General features: G+C 39.0%; 13 protein-coding genes. 7 read left to right on the top strand and 6 right to left on the bottom strand.

Features of this window, described 5'->3' with window-relative positions; all coding sequences use genetic code 11:
- Positions 1-64 precede the first annotated feature (64 nt).
- The 5 genes from DMZ48_RS14380 to DMZ48_RS14360 form a co-directional block, all read right to left on the bottom strand.
- The gene (locus tag DMZ48_RS14380) at positions 65-1,600 is read right to left on the bottom strand and encodes a glycoside hydrolase family protein (protein ID WP_143955856.1); all 1,536 of its coding nucleotides are present in this window, start codon (positions 1,598-1,600) and stop codon (positions 65-67) included.
- A 105-nt stretch (positions 1,601-1,705) separates the two neighbouring features.
- On the bottom strand, positions 1,706-2,851 hold the full coding sequence (locus tag DMZ48_RS14375) for an aldose epimerase family protein (protein WP_162558730.1): 1,146 nt from the start codon (positions 2,849-2,851) through the stop codon (positions 1,706-1,708).
- A gap of 22 nt (positions 2,852-2,873) precedes the next feature.
- Positions 2,874-4,940: a beta-L-arabinofuranosidase domain-containing protein gene (locus DMZ48_RS14370; RefSeq protein ID WP_143955854.1), complete on the bottom strand. Its 2,067-nt coding sequence runs from the start codon at positions 4,938-4,940 to the stop codon at positions 2,874-2,876.
- Positions 4,941-5,000: 60 nt separating this feature from the next.
- Positions 5,001-6,578 carry a RagB/SusD family nutrient uptake outer membrane protein gene (locus DMZ48_RS14365; protein WP_143955853.1) on the bottom strand — a complete coding sequence of 526 codons (1,578 nt, stop codon included), beginning with the start codon at positions 6,576-6,578 and terminating at the stop codon, positions 5,001-5,003.
- An 11-nt stretch (positions 6,579-6,589) separates the two neighbouring features.
- Entirely contained in the window at positions 6,590-9,523 is a 2,934-nt protein-coding gene (locus tag DMZ48_RS14360) for a SusC/RagA family TonB-linked outer membrane protein (RefSeq protein WP_143955852.1), read from the bottom strand.
- A gap of 308 nt (positions 9,524-9,831) precedes the next feature.
- Here DMZ48_RS14360 and DMZ48_RS14355 point away from each other — a divergent pair, with 308 nt between their 5' ends.
- The 5 genes from DMZ48_RS14355 (at position 9,832) to DMZ48_RS14335 (ending at position 17,520) form a co-directional block, all read left to right on the top strand.
- A complete protein-coding gene (locus DMZ48_RS14355; protein ID WP_143955851.1) occupies positions 9,832-13,758 on the top strand; it encodes a hybrid sensor histidine kinase/response regulator transcription factor in 3,927 nt (1,308 codons plus the stop codon).
- A gap of 165 nt (positions 13,759-13,923) precedes the next feature.
- The gene (locus DMZ48_RS14350; RefSeq protein WP_143955850.1) at positions 13,924-15,078 is read left to right on the top strand and encodes a cysteine desulfurase family protein; all 1,155 of its coding nucleotides are present in this window, start codon (positions 13,924-13,926) and stop codon (positions 15,076-15,078) included.
- Positions 15,071-16,216 (top strand): XdhC family protein, encoded by a 1,146-nt coding sequence (locus DMZ48_RS14345; protein WP_143955849.1) that lies wholly within the window; start codon positions 15,071-15,073, stop codon positions 16,214-16,216. The genes DMZ48_RS14350 and DMZ48_RS14345 overlap by 8 nt, the downstream gene beginning before the upstream one ends.
- 28 nt (positions 16,217-16,244) lie before the next feature.
- Positions 16,245-16,673: a molybdenum cofactor biosynthesis protein MoaE gene (locus tag DMZ48_RS14340; protein ID WP_143955848.1), complete on the top strand. Its 429-nt coding sequence runs from the start codon at positions 16,245-16,247 to the stop codon at positions 16,671-16,673.
- Positions 16,674-16,767: 94 nt separating this feature from the next.
- Entirely contained in the window at positions 16,768-17,520 is a 753-nt protein-coding gene (locus DMZ48_RS14335) for a sulfite exporter TauE/SafE family protein (protein ID WP_143955847.1), read from the top strand.
- Between the two features lie 13 nt (positions 17,521-17,533).
- Here DMZ48_RS14335 and DMZ48_RS14330 read toward each other — a convergent pair whose 3' ends face one another.
- Entirely contained in the window at positions 17,534-18,037 is a 504-nt protein-coding gene (locus tag DMZ48_RS14330) for a molybdopterin-dependent oxidoreductase (protein ID WP_199288003.1), read from the bottom strand.
- A 157-nt stretch (positions 18,038-18,194) separates the two neighbouring features.
- Here DMZ48_RS14330 and DMZ48_RS14325 point away from each other — a divergent pair, with 157 nt between their 5' ends.
- Together DMZ48_RS14325 and DMZ48_RS14320 are read left to right on the top strand one after the other, a co-directional pair.
- Entirely contained in the window at positions 18,195-18,647 is a 453-nt protein-coding gene (locus DMZ48_RS14325; RefSeq protein ID WP_143955846.1) for a DoxX family protein, read from the top strand.
- A 325-nt stretch (positions 18,648-18,972) separates the two neighbouring features.
- Complete coding sequence (locus tag DMZ48_RS14320) at positions 18,973-19,269, top strand: hypothetical protein (RefSeq protein ID WP_242009218.1); 297 nt, start codon at positions 18,973-18,975, stop codon at positions 19,267-19,269.
- Positions 19,270-19,281: the final 12 nt, after the last annotated feature.

Here is a 19,281-nt window from a genome sequence, read left to right as displayed (position 1 = left end):
TTGATTGTAAATAGTAATAAAAAAACGGAACTCACAGAGTTCCGTTTTTTTTTGAAGTATAGCTTCAAAGTTCAATATTTAGCCATTCAAGAAATTCCTGTTTTGTACAATAGGCGGCACCTGTTTGAGAACCGCCCGGGCTAAAATAGGGGACATCTCTATCGGCGATATTCTGTTCAGCACCCCAACCTTCGTAATACATATAAAGCATATCTTCATATTCAAAAATTTCACCATACCAAATACCTCCCTGATCCCATTCACCATATGCGCCACGCTCAAACAGTGGCAGATCATTGTTGACCTTGGTCCAATGAACCAGATCTTTCGAATAGGCGATATGGAATCGATTCGGAAAATCAAAGTGTTTACGACTTCCCTGATAACACATAAACCACAGATCGATACCTTTCAATCGAAAGATTCTAGATCCGTTCACAGAATAACTGTCAAAATTTTCTGGTCCGCCTCCAATAGCTATTGCTTGATTTATGGCTGTTTCTTTTAATTCTTCCGGATCCTCTGTCACACCAACATACAAACTTAGATTGCCCCAGTTCTTCCCATCATAATGGCCGTCACCATAGAACAGGTAATAGTTATCATTGAAGTAGATAGCATCACTGCAACCAACCATATCTTTGATTGGATCTTGGAATTTTTGGAATGAAAATCCCATATCATCCGATTTTGAACCGGCCAATGCCCCGACAGAACCATAACTTTTGGCTAGGAAAAATAAAAACATCTGATTGTTCATCCCCATAACGGGTGCACAATCAAGCATGTGAAGGTCATTATATGTTCCTGGAGAACCATGGTGTATAACCGGATTTTGTGGATATTCGATCCATGGACCGAATGGGCTAAAATTATCGGTTTCCTGATACAACAAACCGATCTGATCATGGTAATCGGGTACATTTCCGCTTCCTCTTACATACATCCTCCATTTTCCATCCGGTGTATTTTCAGGTTCCAAAATGGCTGCATTAGCAACATGAAGATTACGCCAATCAGGATTTTCTGATGATTCTCTTTTCAAAATGGGATTGTTTGAGTATCGTTTAAAAAGAGTCTTTGGAGGGGTATTCGCAGGTCCGCTTATATCGTCGAAATACCAATTTATTGGTTCCGATCCGGATTTGGCGGTAAAAGATAAAATGAATTTGCACATTTCACCACTTGCAGGTTTAGACGCTATCTCACTGAAATCAAAAACATATTCTTTCCATATTTTGATTTCATCTATGAGTACAGTTATACTCGAATTGAGTACCTGGCCTCCTCCATTTTCAATTTTGAAATCAAGAGACCCTTTTTGATCAGCATAGATCTTAATTTTAAATACATAACCATTTTCTCTAAAATTGAATTCAGTATTCAATTTATCGCTTATGATAATTGTATTTTCATGATTACCTGAATTAATATGCCCACAAAGTTCACTTGGGTTAAGCGCTGACCTTGACGGATTCTTGGTGATAATATAGTTTATTCCTGAGGAATCAGCAGCTTTGCGGAACTTCATGATCTCATTATCGAAATCACAATAAATCTTCCCGGTACTGATCTTTTCAGGTTCCGTTTTGGAAACCATTTCAGGCATTTTGGAGCAATGCATATTTGTTAAGAATACAAGCAGGTATAGGGTGAAATATTTAAACATTGTAAGCTAGGATGTGTTTTGTTCTATTAATAGGAATTATAAACGATTAAGGTTTTCCGTAATACCGAATTTGAAAATTGTTTCAGATTCATACGCTTCATCAGGATACAATTCCACCGTAGGGAATTTCGGGTGGTTTGGTGAATCTGGAAAATGCTGTGTCTCAAGACAAAATCCACTTCTTCTTTTATAATTGATCCCGGCTTTACCCAACAGTCGACCATCCAGGAAATTTCCGGAATAAAACTGTACTCCGGGTTCTGTGGTATAGATTTCCATTTGACGACCACTCTCCGGGTGTGATACTACCGCTATTTTTTTAAGGGTCCCGTGTTCCAGTGTGTCGATAACAAAGCAATGGTCATATCCTCCGGCTATTTTGATTTGTTCGTCCTCAGAATTTATTTCCTCTCCAATACTTTTGGTACTGGTAAAGTCAAAAGGACTATTCTTAACATTCCTAAAATTCCCTAATGGAATAAGATCTTCATCAATCGGTATATAATAAGCTGCATTGATTTCAAGTTCATGGTCCAGTATCGTTGTTTCAGGATTCCCCGATAAATTAAAATAACTGTGCTGCGTAAGATTGACTATCGTGGTTTGATCAGTAGTAGCCTTATAAGAAATTCTGAGTTGATCTTTTGTGAAGGTATACTGGATAAAGGTCAGTAAATTTCCAGGATACCCCTGATCACCATTCGGACTCAATAATTTAAATTGAATCCGAACAGTATCCCTTTTGTCTTCTACTTTGGAAATCTCCCATACTTTTTTATCAAAGCCCTCAAATCCTCCATGTAAATGATTATCGCCATCATTTAGATCAAGATCATAATACGTATTGTTAAGCTGAAACTTACCCTGACGAATTCTATTTGCGAATCTACCGACTACAGCTCCAAAATAAGGACTATTGTTAAGATATCCCTGGAGATCGTCGAAGCCCAATACGATATCCTTATATACACCGTGCTTATCAGGTATCGATAGTGATTTTAATATACCACCGTAGTTCAATACTTCTGCTTTTAAGCCGTTCGGAAAGTCAACTTTATAAACACTGACCTCTTGTTCGTCAGCAGTACCCATAGAAGCGATGGACAGCTGAGGTTCCGAGCATCCTACTAAAAGAAGAGCGTAAAGAACTATGGCGGTTTGTAAATAAAATTTGCAGCCCATAATTTTAAATCCGTACATCTTTTTAGTAAACTTTGTAGGTGCCGTAAACCGGAAATTCAGAGATACGTAAAGTTGTGCATCCATAGGGGATAAGCGTTATCTCTTCCACTTCTTCTGCAGTTTCCAGATCATACATGATACTATAAGGTAATGGTCCTGTTGAACCATTGTATTCCTTCCAGCTCGGAATTTTCTTGGCTTTGGTTTTTATTTGGATCGGGGCATTTTCCAGATTCCATGGATATTTAGCCAGAGAAGGGTTTTTGGTAACAATGAATTTTTCAGATAGTTCTGATTCTTCCGTTTCAAAGATGGCATAATTCCAATCCGATGCCGAAGTTACTTCCCAATAGGTGTCTCCATTCCATTTTGGATTGACCGTATTTTCTACTTCTCTCCAGTTTTCTTCCATTTTAAGACCGTAGATCAGCGGTCCGCGTTCTACTGTCTGTGCATTTTGATGCCATTTACTCAGTTGAACAGACATCGGGAGTTTTAACTCGAGAACATCTTCATTTTCCCATTCCCTGTCAACGATTACAATACCTTTTTCGGAAATAGTAAAATCGATCTTTATCCCATTTAATCTAAGTTCTGGATTCTTACACCATTCAGGGATTCTGAGATGGAAAGGGAAGCTGGTTCTTCCTTCAGACGCTATGGAAAACCGGATGCTTTCATCAAATGGATAATTGGTATCTTCAATAATTTGAACCTCCTTCCCTTCGCCAACGAGTGCGTTTACCTCTGATGGGGAATAAACCAATGCGGCGATTCCATTATCGGAGGTAGCATACCAGGTGTTTTGGGTGAATTTAGGCCAACCCTGATGCATGTTCGAGGTGCAGCAAGGGTAACCGGTTAGCAAACCAAAACAAATATCTGTTCCGGAATGATTGGTGTCAAAATTTCTCATTTGCCTGGTCACACTTATCTGATTGGGTTGCTGGAAATATTGTCGGTTCATAAAGTCGTCAGTGATCTGAGTAGGAAGGGCATTGAAGGCTATTCGCTCCAGATGATCGGCATATTTGCTGTCACCTAGAATTTGAAGCGTATTTTCCAATGTGTACATCATCTCCACAGCAGTACATAGTTCTGATCCCTGTGTCGGGTCAGATCCATGAACGGTTTCATCGCCGGCGAACAACCCGGTAGGATATCCGTTATATCTTTTGATATCAGCGAAAGCTTTATCCAGTGTACGAATGAGTTGTTCATCCTTTTTTTGTTGATAATAGATTACAGGAGTTTTTAAACCTTGCACCAGATTAACACAATGCATGACCCCATATTCCGAGATTTTATCAGTGTTCTCAAAAAAGTCAATAAAGTCAAACGTTTGATCATATAAGATATCAGCCAGATCGAGTAAAAACTTATCACCGGTTAAGTTATACAGCCAATAAACAGCCAGTAAATTATCTCCGCCTCTGTATTTCGCCCAGAATGTCCAGTTATCTAATGGTACTTCCGGCAGTTTTTCTAATTGATACTTAAAATAGTTGGTCATTAATTCGATCACTCTTTCATCTTTGGTCGCAGAATAATGCTGCATCAGTATTTTTAAAACCACCATTTTGGGCCACCAGTCTTTTGAATTATCTCTTTGAAGTCCATCTTCCTGAGGATAGTCTTTAATAGGACCGAAGTAACCATTTGGCTGAGCACTGTTCAAAATCCATTCCACCCAGGGTTTTACCTTCGCTTTTAATTCCGCATCATCGAGCAGATAGGCGAGTGGAAGACATCCGTCTATCCAATAAGGACCTCGTTCCCATTGATCACCATCACCACCTAACCAGCCATTTCTTTCTCCCATTACTTCAGGATAAAGTGAATCCAGTTGTCCGGTAGATCCATTCTTTTGACGGATCAACTGTTCTTTTAGCCAGCCACGTGGCTTTATCGTCCCAAGAGGTAATTCCGTATAATTATTTTCTTTTAAGGGTGTTCTGTTTTCGGTATAGATTGCTGCGATCTCAGTTGAATCTGTGACCTTTGTATCAGCGCAGGAAAGCATGAACAGAACCGGATGTATGATCAGTAAAAGACGGATCCAATTATTATAGTTTAATAACTTTGACATTCTTCTATATTGATATTTGTTAGTATTATTTTCGGGGTTTTCCGGATATAAGCAACAACCTTAGTACCCGGGATTTTGAATTAAATTTGGATTTGCATTGATCTCTTGTAACGGAATTGGAAAAAGATTTTTATGGTCTGATCCGCTTGGCTCATGCAGGAACCAGTTACGGGAAGTAAATTGATCAAAACGTATCAAAACCTGTCTCCTGTTACCTTCCTGACAGAATTCCCAGGCGTATTCATCAAGGAATCTGTTATCATCAAGCTGACCTACCGTCAATTTTTTACTATCATCAAAATTTTCAAAGGAACGTTCTCTTACCGTGTTGATCAGATCTACAATTTCCTGAGTCGCAGCACCTCCGTTTTTCCAATAGAGGGCTTCAGCCTTCATGAAGTATACATCTGCCAGTCTGAAAAGAACAAAGTCATTACTCAAAGATGCTCTTGCCCCTTTTTTAATCTCATATTTGATCATTCGTAATCCATCTGCTTCACCGGAGGTGATTCCGTCATCATCCAGTATTATCTCTCTGGAGTATGCCAGTGGTTTTCCCTGATCTCTCGGATTCCATGGGTCACAAAACATCGGAGAACCATCACCTTCATTATCGTAAAGTTGCCCTTCAAACCAGGATTTTGTTAACCTCAGATCTTCTGAATCATAGGTGTTGATGAATTCCGGTGTGGCACACGGACCTCCCCAAAAGAACGTTTCGGTTTTTTGATGAAATTTGAATTTCCAATGCATCGTCCACTGATGAATCAAGAAAGGTTGTTCACTATGGTAGATCTCATCATTAAAAACACCCATTATAATTTCTGGTGAAGATGAATTCTCTGTGATAAACGGTTGTGAATAATCGGATTCCAACGAATAATCTCCATCATTTATGATGTAGTCTGAAAGTGCAACGACCTCATCCCATTTAGGACTGTCGAACCAAGTATTATAATTGAGATAAACCTTGGCTAAAAGATGAGAGGCTGAAAATTTGTTCCATTTACCGTAGCCTTCTTCATCCAAAAATGGAATGCTTTCTTTTAATTCATTGATAACAAAATCAACAACTTCTTTTCTTGAGTTGGTTTCAGGTAAATAGCCATCAGGCAAAGAGAACTCAGTTACTAACGGTACATTTCCATAGAAGTCCGCAAGATTATAATACCAGAATGCACGACTTACGCGAATCTCAGCAAGAATTTTATTCCTCTGTGTTTCGTTTTCGAGAGTTTCAAATTGCTCATATAATCGGTTACTCGTGTTTATTGCCTTGTAGAAACTTCTCCAAACCCCGAGAAGTGTAGTTTCATCGGTTCCCCAATTATGTTGATTAAGACGGTAGTAAATACCTCCGTCATACCAACCTCCACCTCTTTTAGGAGTGATCCACAAGTCGGCTGATTCTTCACTAACCCATAGCCAGTTACCATTAAAATGCGCTTCTGTGGCGTTGTTACCGGTATAGAGTTTTCTTAGGTCGTTATATAACGGCCCTAATAACGACGGAATATCATTATCAGTCAGGTTTGCTTTTAAGCTATCTTCAGTTAGCTGGTCATATACAACTTCCTCCAGATCGGTACAGGAGGTAAAAAGTATAATTATTACGGTTACTAATGATTTAAATTTCATTGTGATATATTTTAAAATGCTAATTGAATACCGAGGTTAAAGTTTCGTGTTGTGGGATATCTCGATTGATAATCAATACCCGGGGAAAGTCCGTACAATGGAACTTCAGGATCAACACCTTTGTATTTTGTAAAGGTGTGAAGGTTGGCTCCACTCACATATATCCTGAGCTTATCGATATTTTTGAAAGGCTCAACATCGATGTTATAGCCAATGGAGACGTTGTCTAATTTGACGAAATCACCATTTTCAACATAATAACTTACATAAGCCGGTGCATCATTTAAATAAGAGGTAGATCCATAGGGTTTATCCAGTACAGAGGTCGGGAAATTCCATTGTTGACCTTTGGTGAAGTTTTCCCATAACATTCTGTGCTGGTTCAGAATCTGGTACTTAAAGGCTCCTCTAAGGGAGAAAGAGAAATCAAAAGCTTTGTAATTTCCACTAACAATAAAAGCGCCCGTGTGTTTTGGTAAAGCGTTTCCAATCACTTGCCTGTGATCTTCATTTCCATATTCTCCTACACTACCATCTGGTGCTTCAATAATCCATTTGCCATCAGCATCCAGACCTGTAGATTTCCAGCCATAAAAATTCCCGATGGAACCACCTTCAACAATTCTGTGAGTCGTCTTTTGAACCGGGGCACCTGTCCATCCAGCATCCATAAAGTCACGTTGATAGGTATCATTTGACAGTTTTTCTACGGTGTTTTTATTGGTTGCATAGTTAAGTGTCAGGTTCAGATTAAAAGCATCATTTCGAATGATGTCTCCTGAAGCAACGAATTCAAGCCCTTTGTTGGATACTTCGCCAACATTCGCTACGATGGTGGGAGCAAGATTTGGAGGTACCGGAACGTTGAAATTTGAGATCAGATCCTTAGTATTTCTGTTATAAAGATCGATACTACCCCTAAGTCTGTGATCGAACAAGGTAAAATCAAGACCGAGGTTTACTTCTCTTTTTGTCTCCCATTTGAGATTAGGATTCGCATTAACCGCCGGCTCTACGGCATATACGATATTTCCGTCTGGGTCAACCACAGCAGAGGTATAATCATATCTGAGTTGTGAGATGTAGGGTTGGGTAGGTTCTGTCCCGGTCACTCCATAACCGGCACGTAGTTTCAGTTCATTTATCGCAGTAACGGATTCTAAAAACTCTTCATTAGCTATTTGCCAGCCAGCCGAGAAAGAAGGAAATGTCCCCCATTTATTATTTTCTCCGAATTTTGTTGACCCTTCCTGACGTATACTGGCAGATAAAAAGTATTTGTTTGCATAGTTGTAATTGATTCTGCCAAAGAATGCAATTAGTTTGCTGTTCCATTTAAAGCTGCCCATATTGGCTTTCCCTTCCGGTAAAGCAAGTCCGAGATCTAGTCGGTTATATCCGAAAATATCCGTAGGGAAATTAAAATTATATACATCGAAACCTTCTCCATCAAAATTTTGATAATTATAACCACCCAGTAAGGTAAAGTCATGATTTTCCTGAATTTTCCAGTTATAGGTAACCGTTGATTCAAAGAGACTCTCAGTATATTTAGACGAATTTCTCCAGGCTTCTCCGTTGAAGGTACTTCCATTCAGAGAGTTTTTATTTGCATAGGAACCACCTAATCTGTATCGGTTTTGAATGGATCCCAGAAATTTAATATTCAAACCATCGACAGGCTTAATTTGTACCGAACCATCAATTCGCTTTTGAATCCACTCGGCTTTACGGTATGTTTCATTAATTTCCTGAACCGGGTTTATAGCTTCCGGAAATCTGGTATAGGTGCCATCAGGATTTTTAACAGGATAGGTTGGATTGAGTACTCTTGTTGAAAAATATACATTCTGACCATGTTCACTGGGGTTTTCGTTAACCTGGGTAGAGCTTATATTCAGACTGGCTATTACCAGATCATCTAATAAAGACTGATTAACTCCCAATCTGACGTTCAGTCTTTCACTACCGGTCTTTTTTACAATACCTTCCGTATCTCTATAGTTAAGGGAGGCGATATAAGAGGTATTGTTTAATTTGCCACTCATGGATAATGCGTGTACTTGAGAAAATGCATCACGCATAACCAGATCTCCCCAATCGGTATCAGCTCCATTATCGACAATAGTAAAATATCCATCGGTTATTTCAGGCAGTTTCCGGTATTCCGAAGGAGAAAAGACCTCCACATCACGGGATATCTGGCTTACGGTTAAGAAACCATCATATTCAATACGTGCTTTTTGGTTACCTTTTGCTTTTTTAGTAGTAATGAGAATAACACCATTGGTACCTCTGGTACCATATATAGCAGCGGCTGAACCGTCTTTTAAAACATCGATTTTCTCCACGTCATTGAAATTTACCAGGTCCAGACTTCCTCCGATGATACCGTCAATTACGATCAAGGGCGACTGATTTCCGGAAAAAGTACTGGATCCACGAAGCAATAACTGCACATCATTATTACCCGGGTTACCTGAAGTCGTATTGATAGTCAGTCCGGCTACACGGCCCTGGATCAATTGAATAGGATTCTGAACCGCGCCTTTAGTGAAATCCTTTTCAGAAATGGAACTGATCGCTGTGGTTACCTCAGACCTTTTTTGAGTACCATAACCAACTACGACCACTTCATCCAAAGAGGAAACATCTTCATCCAGAACGATTTGGACGTTTGTTTTTCCGTTCAATGGAAATTCGAGGGTGTTAAAACCGATATAGGAAACTACCAGTATCGCATTTTGGGTATCGGCGATCTGGATTGTGAATTCCCCATTGAAATCAGTGACCACGCCATTGGTGGTTCCTTTTAACATTACGTTCGCTCCCGGTAACAGATCACCATTAGAGGAACTAACACTTCCACTTACATTATTATTATTCTGTGCAGTAGCAGCACAATAAATAATAAGGGTGAAAATTAAATTCAAGATTTTTTTCATTAGGTTGTTTGTTTAGTTAATCTATTTCTAAGTCCTGTATGCAAAAATTATCTTTTAACTGCATTTTAACTTTCAATTTTCTTCCAAATACCATGTTGAAATCGTTCAGTGTAAAACAACCTTCAAGTGAATTTTTAATGTATCTCCCGAAACACGTAAAGTGGTGATTATGCTGCTGGATGGCCAGAAACTTACCTTATTGAATTATTTATCCAGTAGGATGATTTATAATTACATTTAGCAGATTCCTATATTTGGATATCTTTGATTAAATAAATTTTAATTTGAACTGCCTTATTTTATCAAAAATGAAACCTGCGTGCATTTTAGTTTTTTTGCTTTTCAATCTGCTAACCGCTCAGCCTCTTAGAAATGATTATAAGTTTCAAACCATCTCTAACAGTGCCGGGTTAGATTACACCTGGATTTGGAATATCATTAAGGATCGTGAGGGCTATATGTGGTTTTGTTCTCAGGAAGGAGTGTTCAAATATGATGGTCACCTATGCAAAAAGTTCGAACCTCTTGATGAACTTGAACTTGCCGTGAACACCATGATTCAGGATTCCCGATTGAACCTGTGGTTCGGTACTTCTCAAGGACTTTATTTTTATGAATCTGCTTCGGGTGAAACCATTCAAATAGCGTTGTTAAAAGGAGAAGCCACATCCTTAATTATCAATTCCATTTTACAATTGGATGATGAAACACTGCTTATTGGTACTAATAATGGAATGTATCTCGTCGATACAGGTTCAAAAGAAGCAAGTCTTATGTTTGATCAGATTGATGTTGGAAAAATGGAAGTAGATCAGAATAAAAGAATTTGGTTTGTTTACGATACCTGGAATGTAGCCTTCCTTGATCCTCATGAGAAAACTTTGAATAGAATACCTGCCTTATCGATACAGGATATTCCTGTAAATACAATATATAATTCAAGCGATGGGGGGATGTGGATCGGCTATGATGGTGCAGGAGCAGTACGTTATGATCAAAGTTCAAAAGATAAAGTTCATTTTCAGAATACAACAATTTTATCAAACCTGTTTGTGAGGGCTATCACTGAAGATGACAAGGGAAAGATATGGTTTGGTACCGAACAGGGAATTACGATTTATGATCCTTCCGAAAAAAACTTTGAATATATAAGGAGTGATGAATACGGGGTGTCTCAATTGGGAGATAATGCTATTTACAGCTTGTATGCGGATGAAAACAGCAATATTTGGATCGGAACTTTTTTTAATGGAGTCAGTCTGTACAGACCCAACAAGAGTCCTTTCAGAATATACCAACCTGATATTTCCGGAAAAGGTATTCCGGGTAGAGCGGTAAGCAGTATTTTTCCAACGAGTACTAAAATATATATTGGTACTGAAGACAATGGGTTGGCTGTTTTTGATAAGAAGAATCAGAAGTTTTTAAGTTTTAATGAGAGTAACAGCAATCTGATTTATAATAATATTCATTCCTTATTGGTCGACTCCAATGGATATATATGGATAGGAACCTATACTGGCGGACTGTGTAAATCGAAATTGGTGAATGGGTTACCTGTTGATTTCACATATTATAAAAAAGAAACCCCGAAACCCGGCGTGATCACGAGTAATAGTGTATATGCGTTACTGGAGGATTCAGATGGTGAAATATGGATTGGGACCCGGGGAGGTGGACTTGAAAAGTACGATCGAAGGCAAGATTCATTTTACCCGGTAGGAGTGGAGGAATTCAAGAATTCATTCATTTGGGATCTTCTGGAAGACAAACATAAAAATATATGGGTCGCCACCTACCGCCGTGGAATTTTTAAAATTGATCCTAAAGGGAAAATTCAAAAAATTGATGTAGATCTTGACAGAATAATATCCTTGGAAGAAACCAGTGAAGGTAGTATCGTGGTTTGTACAGAACAGATGGGGATAGGTATCATAGAACTGTCAAATGATGGTTCTGTACATTTAAAAAAGCCCGAAAACCTGCCTGATAATACAATCTATTCTTTTTTGGAGGATAATAATCAATTCTGGGTGACCTCGAATAAAGGAATACATCGATTATCCAGATCCTTTGAAACTATTAAGTCCTACACGGTAAAGGATGGATTACCCACCAACCGTTTTAATTATAATTCTTCGGCTAAGGCAGACGACTGGATCTTATTCGGATCAACCAATGGAATGGTGATCTATGATAAAAATATTCAATTGCCTGAAGGGAATCCACCCGTGGTCAATCTATCTTCCTTGAGGATATTGAATCAAACCGAACAGGAATATGATTCGAATATCAATTACCTTGACCACATCACTCTTGCGCCATTTAACCGTTCCTTTATGATTCATTATGTCGGATTGGATTACGCGAACCCTGATAAAGTGGATTATGAAGTTAAGCTTGATGGATTCGACATGAATTGGGTCCCTAAAGAAGGGGTGATGCAGGCTACGTATTCAAACATACCTCCCGGAAATTATCAATTTATCGTTAAGGCGATTAATTCCAGTAACGGACTTACAGCACAAAGAAGTGTAAATCTGGAGATTATGCCATTTTGGTATGAACGGACCCTCTCAAAAATCATGTTCATTCTGTTGACTTTAACGATCCTATTAGGAATATTGTATCTGTATATTCGAAACAAGAATACGGTTCACAGACTTCAATTGGAGCGAATCGAAAAGGATAAAATCAAAGAGTTGCAGAATGTGAGGCTTAAATTCTTCACGAATATTTCTCATGAATTTAAAACGCCTTTAAATCTGATCATAGGTCCCATACAATACCTGAATTCTAAAAACGACCTCAGTGATCAAAGGAGATTGAAATATTATGATCTGATAAGACGAAATGCCGAACGACTATTATTGCTGATCAATGAACTTATAGAATTCAGAAGAACAGATCTGGCTCAATTGAATGTACAACTCGAAAAGGTCGATCTTAAAACATTCATGGATGAAGTCTTGTCATACTTTGATTGGATGGCTGAAGTAAATGATGTCCATTTGCAATTTACATCAAAGGATGAGAATACCCTGATTAATATTGATGTTACCAAATTTGAAAAGGTCGTAATTAACATTATTTCGAATGCTTTCAAATTCACTCCGAAGAATGGTATCATCGAAATTGAACATTTTATTGAAAAAGGATATCATAAATTCTATTTCAGAAATTCGGGTGGCGTACTCACCGATCATGATGTATCAAAATATTTTAATCGGTTTCATTCTTCAGAGCCCTTATTTTCCGATATGGCAGGGACCGGAATCGGACTGAACTATGTTAAAATGTTGATAGAACTGCATAAGGGGACTATCGAAATAAAGAACATTCCAAATGTTGAAACGAATTTTATAGTATCCATTCCGGTGGATATCAATCAAGGTCATTCTTTGATCCAGGCAGCAGAGATCGATGAGGTACTGAATGATGAAAACTATGATTTTCTTAAGATCGACGTTTCTTCAAAAAAACCCAAGGTGCTGATTGTTGATGATTCCGCGGAATTAAGGGATTTTATGTTAGATCTGCTGAGTGAAAACTATGAAGTGAAAGCAGCTAAGGATGGTTTGGAAGCTTTAAGCATTTCCAAAGAATTCGAACCGGAAGTGGTGGTGAGTGATATCAATATGCCGCGTTTGAACGGCTACGATCTCTGTTTAAGACTAAAAAATGATTCATATACAAGTCACATTGTGGTAATTTTGCTCACCGCATTTGAGGAAGGGCGCGAGAAATTAAAGGCCTATAAATCAGGGGCTGATGCTTATATCACTAAACCTGTGGATATAGAGTTACTATCTTCAAGGATTCTCAACCTTTTGATCAGAAACAGGAATTTAAAGTTGAAATATCAGCAGAATTTAGAGTTAACTCCGGAGGAGGTCACGCATTCTAATCCTGATGAAACACTTTTGAAAATGATCATTCAGCTTACCAATGACAACTTACACAATAACGATCTGGATATCGATTTTTATGTAACCAAACTAGGATTAAGTAAAAGCAGTATCTATCGTAAGATGAAAGCAATTACCGGTCAATCTTTAAAAGAATTCATACAGACTTACCGTTTAAAAAAGGCAGCATTGTTATTGATTCAGACTGAAAAAACAATTGCTGAGATCGCTTATGATGTCGGTTTTAGTGATCCGTTTTATTTCAGCAGATCTTTTAAGGCTAATTTTAATCTATCGCCAACCGATTATCGAAAGACGAATAAATAATTTGGATGAGCGTTGCTTTTCTTGGCAGTATCAGTTCCTTTTAAATCAAATTTTATTTTTAAGTTATTCAAATAGAATTAGCATGAAACAGTTTGATTTGTATAATTGAACCTCAATATTTCTTACTAAATTGCGATATGTACAAGTTTACATATCGATTACAAGGTGAAAAAAGAAATAATCTATCTGGATCATAATGCTACCACCCCGGTCGACCCGAGAGTGGTAGACGCGATGTTGCCGTATTTATATGAGAATTACGGCAATCCTTCCAGTGATCATTATTTTGGATGGTATGCAGCGGATGCCGTGGAACAGGCACGCGAACACGTAGCAGGAATTGTACATGCCAATCCGGGAGAACTTTATTTTACATCAGGGGCTACCGAAGCTATCAATATGGCAGTTATTGGTTATTGTATGGCTGGTAAACATCGGGGAAATCATGTGGTAACCTGTAAGACGGAACACAGTGCAGTACTCGAGACTTTTAAAGAACTGGAAAATCGCGGATTTGAAGTAACCTGGCTCGAGGTGGATGCCAATGGAAATATAGCCTTTGAAGATCTGAAGAATTCACTTCGGGAGAATACTATTCTGGTTTCGGTTATGCTTGCCAATAATGAAACGGGTCTTATTATGCCGATCCGTAAATATTCACAATGGGTTCGATCCCGGAATATTGCATTTATGACCGATCTGACTCAGGCAGTTGGAAAGATCCGGGTAGATCTGAAGGAACTCGATGTTGACCTGGCAGTGTTTTCTTCTCATAAAGTAAACGGACCTAAAGGAGTGGGGGCCTTGTATATCCGATCGGAAATAACTTCGAAGATAAATCCCCGATGGTTTGGGGGAAAACAGGAAAAAGGAATTCGTCCCGGTACCCTGAACGTACCCGGAATCGTTGGTTTTGGAGAGGCATGTCTCCTGGCAGCATCTGAAATTGTTGAAAAACAGGAACATTTACTGGAACTTAGGACAACGCTGGAAAATGCGCTTCAGGAACTTAATGGCGTACATATCAACGCCAGTACTGAAGATCGGTTGCCGAATACGACCAATGTTACCTTTCAAGGCATCGACGGCTCAAAATTATTACGGCAGTTGAATCGTCTGGCAGTGTCCAGAGGGTCAGCCTGTAGTTCTAATTATGTGAAGCCTTCGCATGTTCTGTTGGCGATGGGACACTCTGAAACTAATGCGCTGGCAAGTCTACGGATCAGTACCGGCATGCAAACCACAAAGGAAGATCTTTTGATTGCCATACATGATATCAGAAAAGCGAATGAACAGTTAACAAATGTTATCTATGAATGAGCTTAAATCCATTATATCACAATACCAGGCACTGAAAGAACAGGATATTCCCTGTGTGCTTGCCACCGTAGTTCATGTAAATGGTTCCTCTTACCGTGGAGCCGGTGCGCGAATGCTGGTGGACTCCTATGGTAATATTACGGGTGCGATCAGTGGAGGCTGCCTGGAAGGAGATGCACTTAGAAAGGCTTTATTGGTACTTACAAACAAGGAGAATAAGCTGGTTAAATATGATACCAGTGATGAGAATGATGCTGTGATCGGGGCTCAACTGGGCTGTAACGGGATTATACAGGTGCTATTTGAACCTCTGGAATTCTCAAACCGGTATAACACTTGTGAAATGCTGGCACAACTGCTTAACAAAGAATTGCCGGCTGCCATCGTTACCGGATTCGATCTGGATCGGTTTCAAAAACAAGCGGGGACACAGTTGATCCTCCTTGAAGATCAAACGGTGATTGCAAAAAAGGATCCTGAAGAAGGGCTACTTATGAAATGCCGGGAAGTTCTTGAATCAGGATCTTCGATATTTGGAGAGTTAGGTATGGCAATGAAGATGCGCAATGTGTTTATAGAGTATTTTAAACCTCCGATACAACTCGTCCTGATCGGGGCGGGTAATGATGCACTGATTCTTTCAAAACAAGCAGAATTGCTCGGTTGGAAAGTGATCGTAGCTGATGGCAGACCTTCTCATGCCAATAAGGAGCGTTTTGCTGGTTCATGTCAGGTTGTTGTTTCGAAACCAGAGGAGGCCTTAAAAGATTTTCGTATCGATTGCAGGACCGTATTTGTTTTGATGAGTCATAATTATAACTATGATCTGGCGGTTTTGAAATTGTTACTGGCTTATCCGGAGATTCCCTATATCGGAATTCTTGGACCATTCAAAAAATATGACCGCATGATCGATGATCTAGAGATCGAAGGAATACGAATTCCGGAGGATAAGTTCAGCACGATCTATGCTCCGGTCGGTTTGGAGATCGGCGCAGAATCTCCTGCGGAAATTGGATTATCTGTATTAGCGGAAATTCAGAGTGTGATCAGTGGAAAATCTGCCAGACCACTTCGAGAGAAAAAAACGCCCATTCATGAAAAAGAAGGATGGGAATTTCAAAAATTAAAGATCTGAAGAATTCAGACTTGTATTAGTAAAAGCGATGAAAAAAACATTTATACAAGGTGGAATTCCACCGGAGGTAATCACGAAATCCATCACCGATCATCAAAGCAAAACCGGGATAGGCGCCCATAGTATTTTTCTAGGTCAAATCAGAGCAGATGACATAGAAGGAAAGATTGTTAAGGCGATAGAATATACCGCTTATGAAGAGATGGCTGAAAAGGTGTTTCATGAGATACGGGAGGCTGCCTTTGAAAAATTTGAACTCACCTGTGCTCATATTTACCATAGTCTTGGGGTAGTGAATGTGGGGGAGATCTGTCTTTTCGTTTTCACCTCCTCAAAAAGGCGTAAGATAGCTATCGAAGCTACAGAATATTTTGTGGAAGAGATAAAGGCTAAGGTGCCTATCTTCGGCAAAGAGGTATTTTCAGATGAATCCTATCAGTGGAAGGTGAATACCTGATACAACTCACCATTTGATAACTTATAAACTATCAATTCTTATCCGTAGAAAGAAACACTATCACGGTTGATTGATTAAAACCGTCCTGAATTCCATGGAATATTATTTACCGCTTATTTTCTTTTTGATCGCCTTGTTTTATAGTTCCGTAGGATTTGGAGGAGGCTCCAGCTACCTGGCTATTCTCAGTTTGGTACTTACCGATTTTTACGAGATACGATCCATGGCTTTGGTTCTGAATATTTGCGTAGTTACTATCGGTACGTTCATCTTTATAAAGAACAAAGTGTTCAGTCTGAAACAATTCTGGCCGTTTCTGGTCATGAGCATCCCTTTTGCCTATTTGGGAGCCAGCGTAAAACTTTCACAAAAAGGTTTCTTTCTGGTTTTGGGGAGTGCACTGATACTTGCAGGTATCTTCATGATGCTTCGATTCATTCTCAAACAGATAGAGGCCAAGGAGTTTAGCAATACTAAAAAACTGGCCCTTGGAGGTGCCATCGGACTTCTTTCCGGAATTTCGGGAATAGGCGGAGGAATCTTTCTTTCTCCGGTATTAAACCTGATGAAATGGGGTAATCCCAGAATAGTAGCTGCACTTGCTTCCGTATTTATCCTGGTAAATTCCGCTGCCGGTCTGTTCGGATTATTTATGGCCGGAACTTTTCATCTCAACAGGCAACTGATCGTCTTTCTGGTGGTTGCGGTTATAGTAGGGGGTAGTATTGGATCATACCTTTCCAATAAGAAGTTCAACTTGAAATTTTTAGGCATTTTAACCAGTGTTCTTGTACTGTATGTAGGTTTTCGGTTGATTCTTCTGCACGGTTTTGGCATAAAGATATAAGGTTGATCATCATTCATTTGGAGAAAATAATATTGATACTACGGATTTCGCGAATCCACCGGGCATGGCGCTTTTCTCCGGGAACAACAATTCGGAATGGACCATATCCATCCGGCAGGCGAGCGTTATCCATGGCATAAGCGAGGAGGATTTTATTTTCTGTGAAATACGGGTCGATCTCCGGCAGGGAGAAAAGTACTTCATACCCATCGGCTGCGGTTATCAAAACATATTTTACAAGATACTCACCCTGAAGTTTACTGCCCGTTGTCACGCCTGCATTTTGAAGAAGTTCTGAAAGGAATACTCCGGTAAATCGATGTCTGACATCATCACTATCCTCCGCTTCGATAGTGCGGGGACTCATATTTTCAAGATCGGAAATGCTTAACGATTGCGGATTCATGACCTCCCCTTCGATAAGGAGTCTGGGTTCCTGCGGGCGCTGCCCATAGTTTGTGGAGCTCCCTAAAATGCAGATCAGGATCAAAAAAATGTGGAAGCGTGATATCTTCAAACATAATCGATATGTATGATTGTAGATATCGCAAATCTAAAGGATTATGTGTTCTTATAATTACAGTAATCAAATAGTTATGTATATTTTTAAGAAAAAATAAAGGGTAACGCTAAACTTAAATTGGATTCGGGAAATATCGATAAATAAAGTAAAAATGAAACCACTCCTCGTACTATTAATCTCATTTATTATTTCTCTTTTTATGATCAGGATCATCACAGGTCGGTTTGACGCGGCATTTTCAGGGAGAATCGCAATGACCGTGATGTTATTGTTCACCGCACTGGGGCATTTTCTGTATCCAAAAGGGATGTCGATGATGATACCCGATTTCATTCCTTATAAATTATTCTGGGTCTATTTGACGGCTTTTATTGAAATATTTGCAGCCATCGGTTTATTAATTCCAATCATGACGGTGAAAACGGGTTGGTTCCTGATCATCTTTCTGCTGCTAATTCTTCCTGCTAATATTTACGGGGCTGTGAAAAATGTTGATTATGAAAACGCTAATTATCAGGGAAAGGGATTAAACTATTTGTGGTTCAGGATTCCTTTGCAAGTGATCTATCTCGCATGGATCTATTTATTTGCTATTGAAATGTGAATGTTCATCGTATGGAGTGAATTCGAAATCGATGTGAAACCTACCTTCATAAACAGAGGTTGATCCATATATAATCTTATTCAATTGAATTTAGACGGGTGTCAGGAGAAACTTCAATAATGGATTACGATTATTTTGCGGTTGGAATGTGGAAATATCCCAAATTAAACATCCTATAATTTATATATCCTTAAAAATGATGGAGACTATTGTATGAATAAGGTCTCACAACTATTTTTGACATGTGAGAAAGTACTGTATCCTCTTATTAACAATATTGATCGTTCAGAATAATTGTTTCTTCGGACAATTATCGAAGCTCCCTATGTTAATAGAACACTTCATAGAGCATCAGCAACGCGATACAGCGATTACCTTCTATAATTATCTGGAATGGCACTATTGGGGGAATGATCTGAATGACAACGATCAGGACAGAGATATGCAATTACCATTTAAAAAGATTGATGCCGGAAATTCGCAATTGGTAATCACACCCAACCAAAATCAGCAAAGTACGATCGTTCATAGTATTCCAATACAGCAGTCGTCGATCTTTGATAAACAAATTTTTTATAACAATCCTCAGTTTGGCGATCTGTTTCGCCCTCCTATAGCCTGACATATTTCCCTA

The organism is Robertkochia solimangrovi, from assembly GCF_007279655.1.
Classification (GTDB): Bacteria; Bacteroidota; Bacteroidia; order Flavobacteriales; family Flavobacteriaceae; genus Robertkochia; species Robertkochia solimangrovi.
This window is presented reverse-complemented; position numbering and strand designations above follow the sequence as displayed.

Coding starts and splice junctions, on each gene's coding strand:
- DMZ48_RS14340 (WP_143955848.1), top strand. CDS start 16,245: ATGAAAAAAACATTTATACAAGGTGGAATTCCACCGGAGGTAATCACG.
- DMZ48_RS14375 (WP_162558730.1), bottom strand. CDS start 2,851: ATGGGCTGCAAATTTTATTTACAAACCGCCATAGTTCTTTACGCTCTT.
- DMZ48_RS14320 (WP_242009218.1), top strand. CDS start 18,973: ATGTTAATAGAACACTTCATAGAGCATCAGCAACGCGATACAGCGATT.
- DMZ48_RS14365 (WP_143955853.1), bottom strand. CDS start 6,578: ATGAAATTTAAATCATTAGTAACCGTAATAATTATACTTTTTACCTCC.
- DMZ48_RS14360 (WP_143955852.1), bottom strand. CDS start 9,523: ATGAAAAAAATCTTGAATTTAATTTTCACCCTTATTATTTATTGTGCT.
- DMZ48_RS14370 (WP_143955854.1), bottom strand. CDS start 4,940: ATGTCAAAGTTATTAAACTATAATAATTGGATCCGTCTTTTACTGATC.
- DMZ48_RS14325 (WP_143955846.1), top strand. CDS start 18,195: ATGAAACCACTCCTCGTACTATTAATCTCATTTATTATTTCTCTTTTT.
- DMZ48_RS14355 (WP_143955851.1), top strand. CDS start 9,832: ATGAAACCTGCGTGCATTTTAGTTTTTTTGCTTTTCAATCTGCTAACC.
- DMZ48_RS14345 (WP_143955849.1), top strand. CDS start 15,071: ATGAATGAGCTTAAATCCATTATATCACAATACCAGGCACTGAAAGAA.
- DMZ48_RS14380 (WP_143955856.1), bottom strand. CDS start 1,600: ATGGTTTCCAAAACGGAACCTGAAAAGATCAGTACCGGGAAGATTTAT.
- DMZ48_RS14335 (WP_143955847.1), top strand. CDS start 16,768: ATGGAATATTATTTACCGCTTATTTTCTTTTTGATCGCCTTGTTTTAT.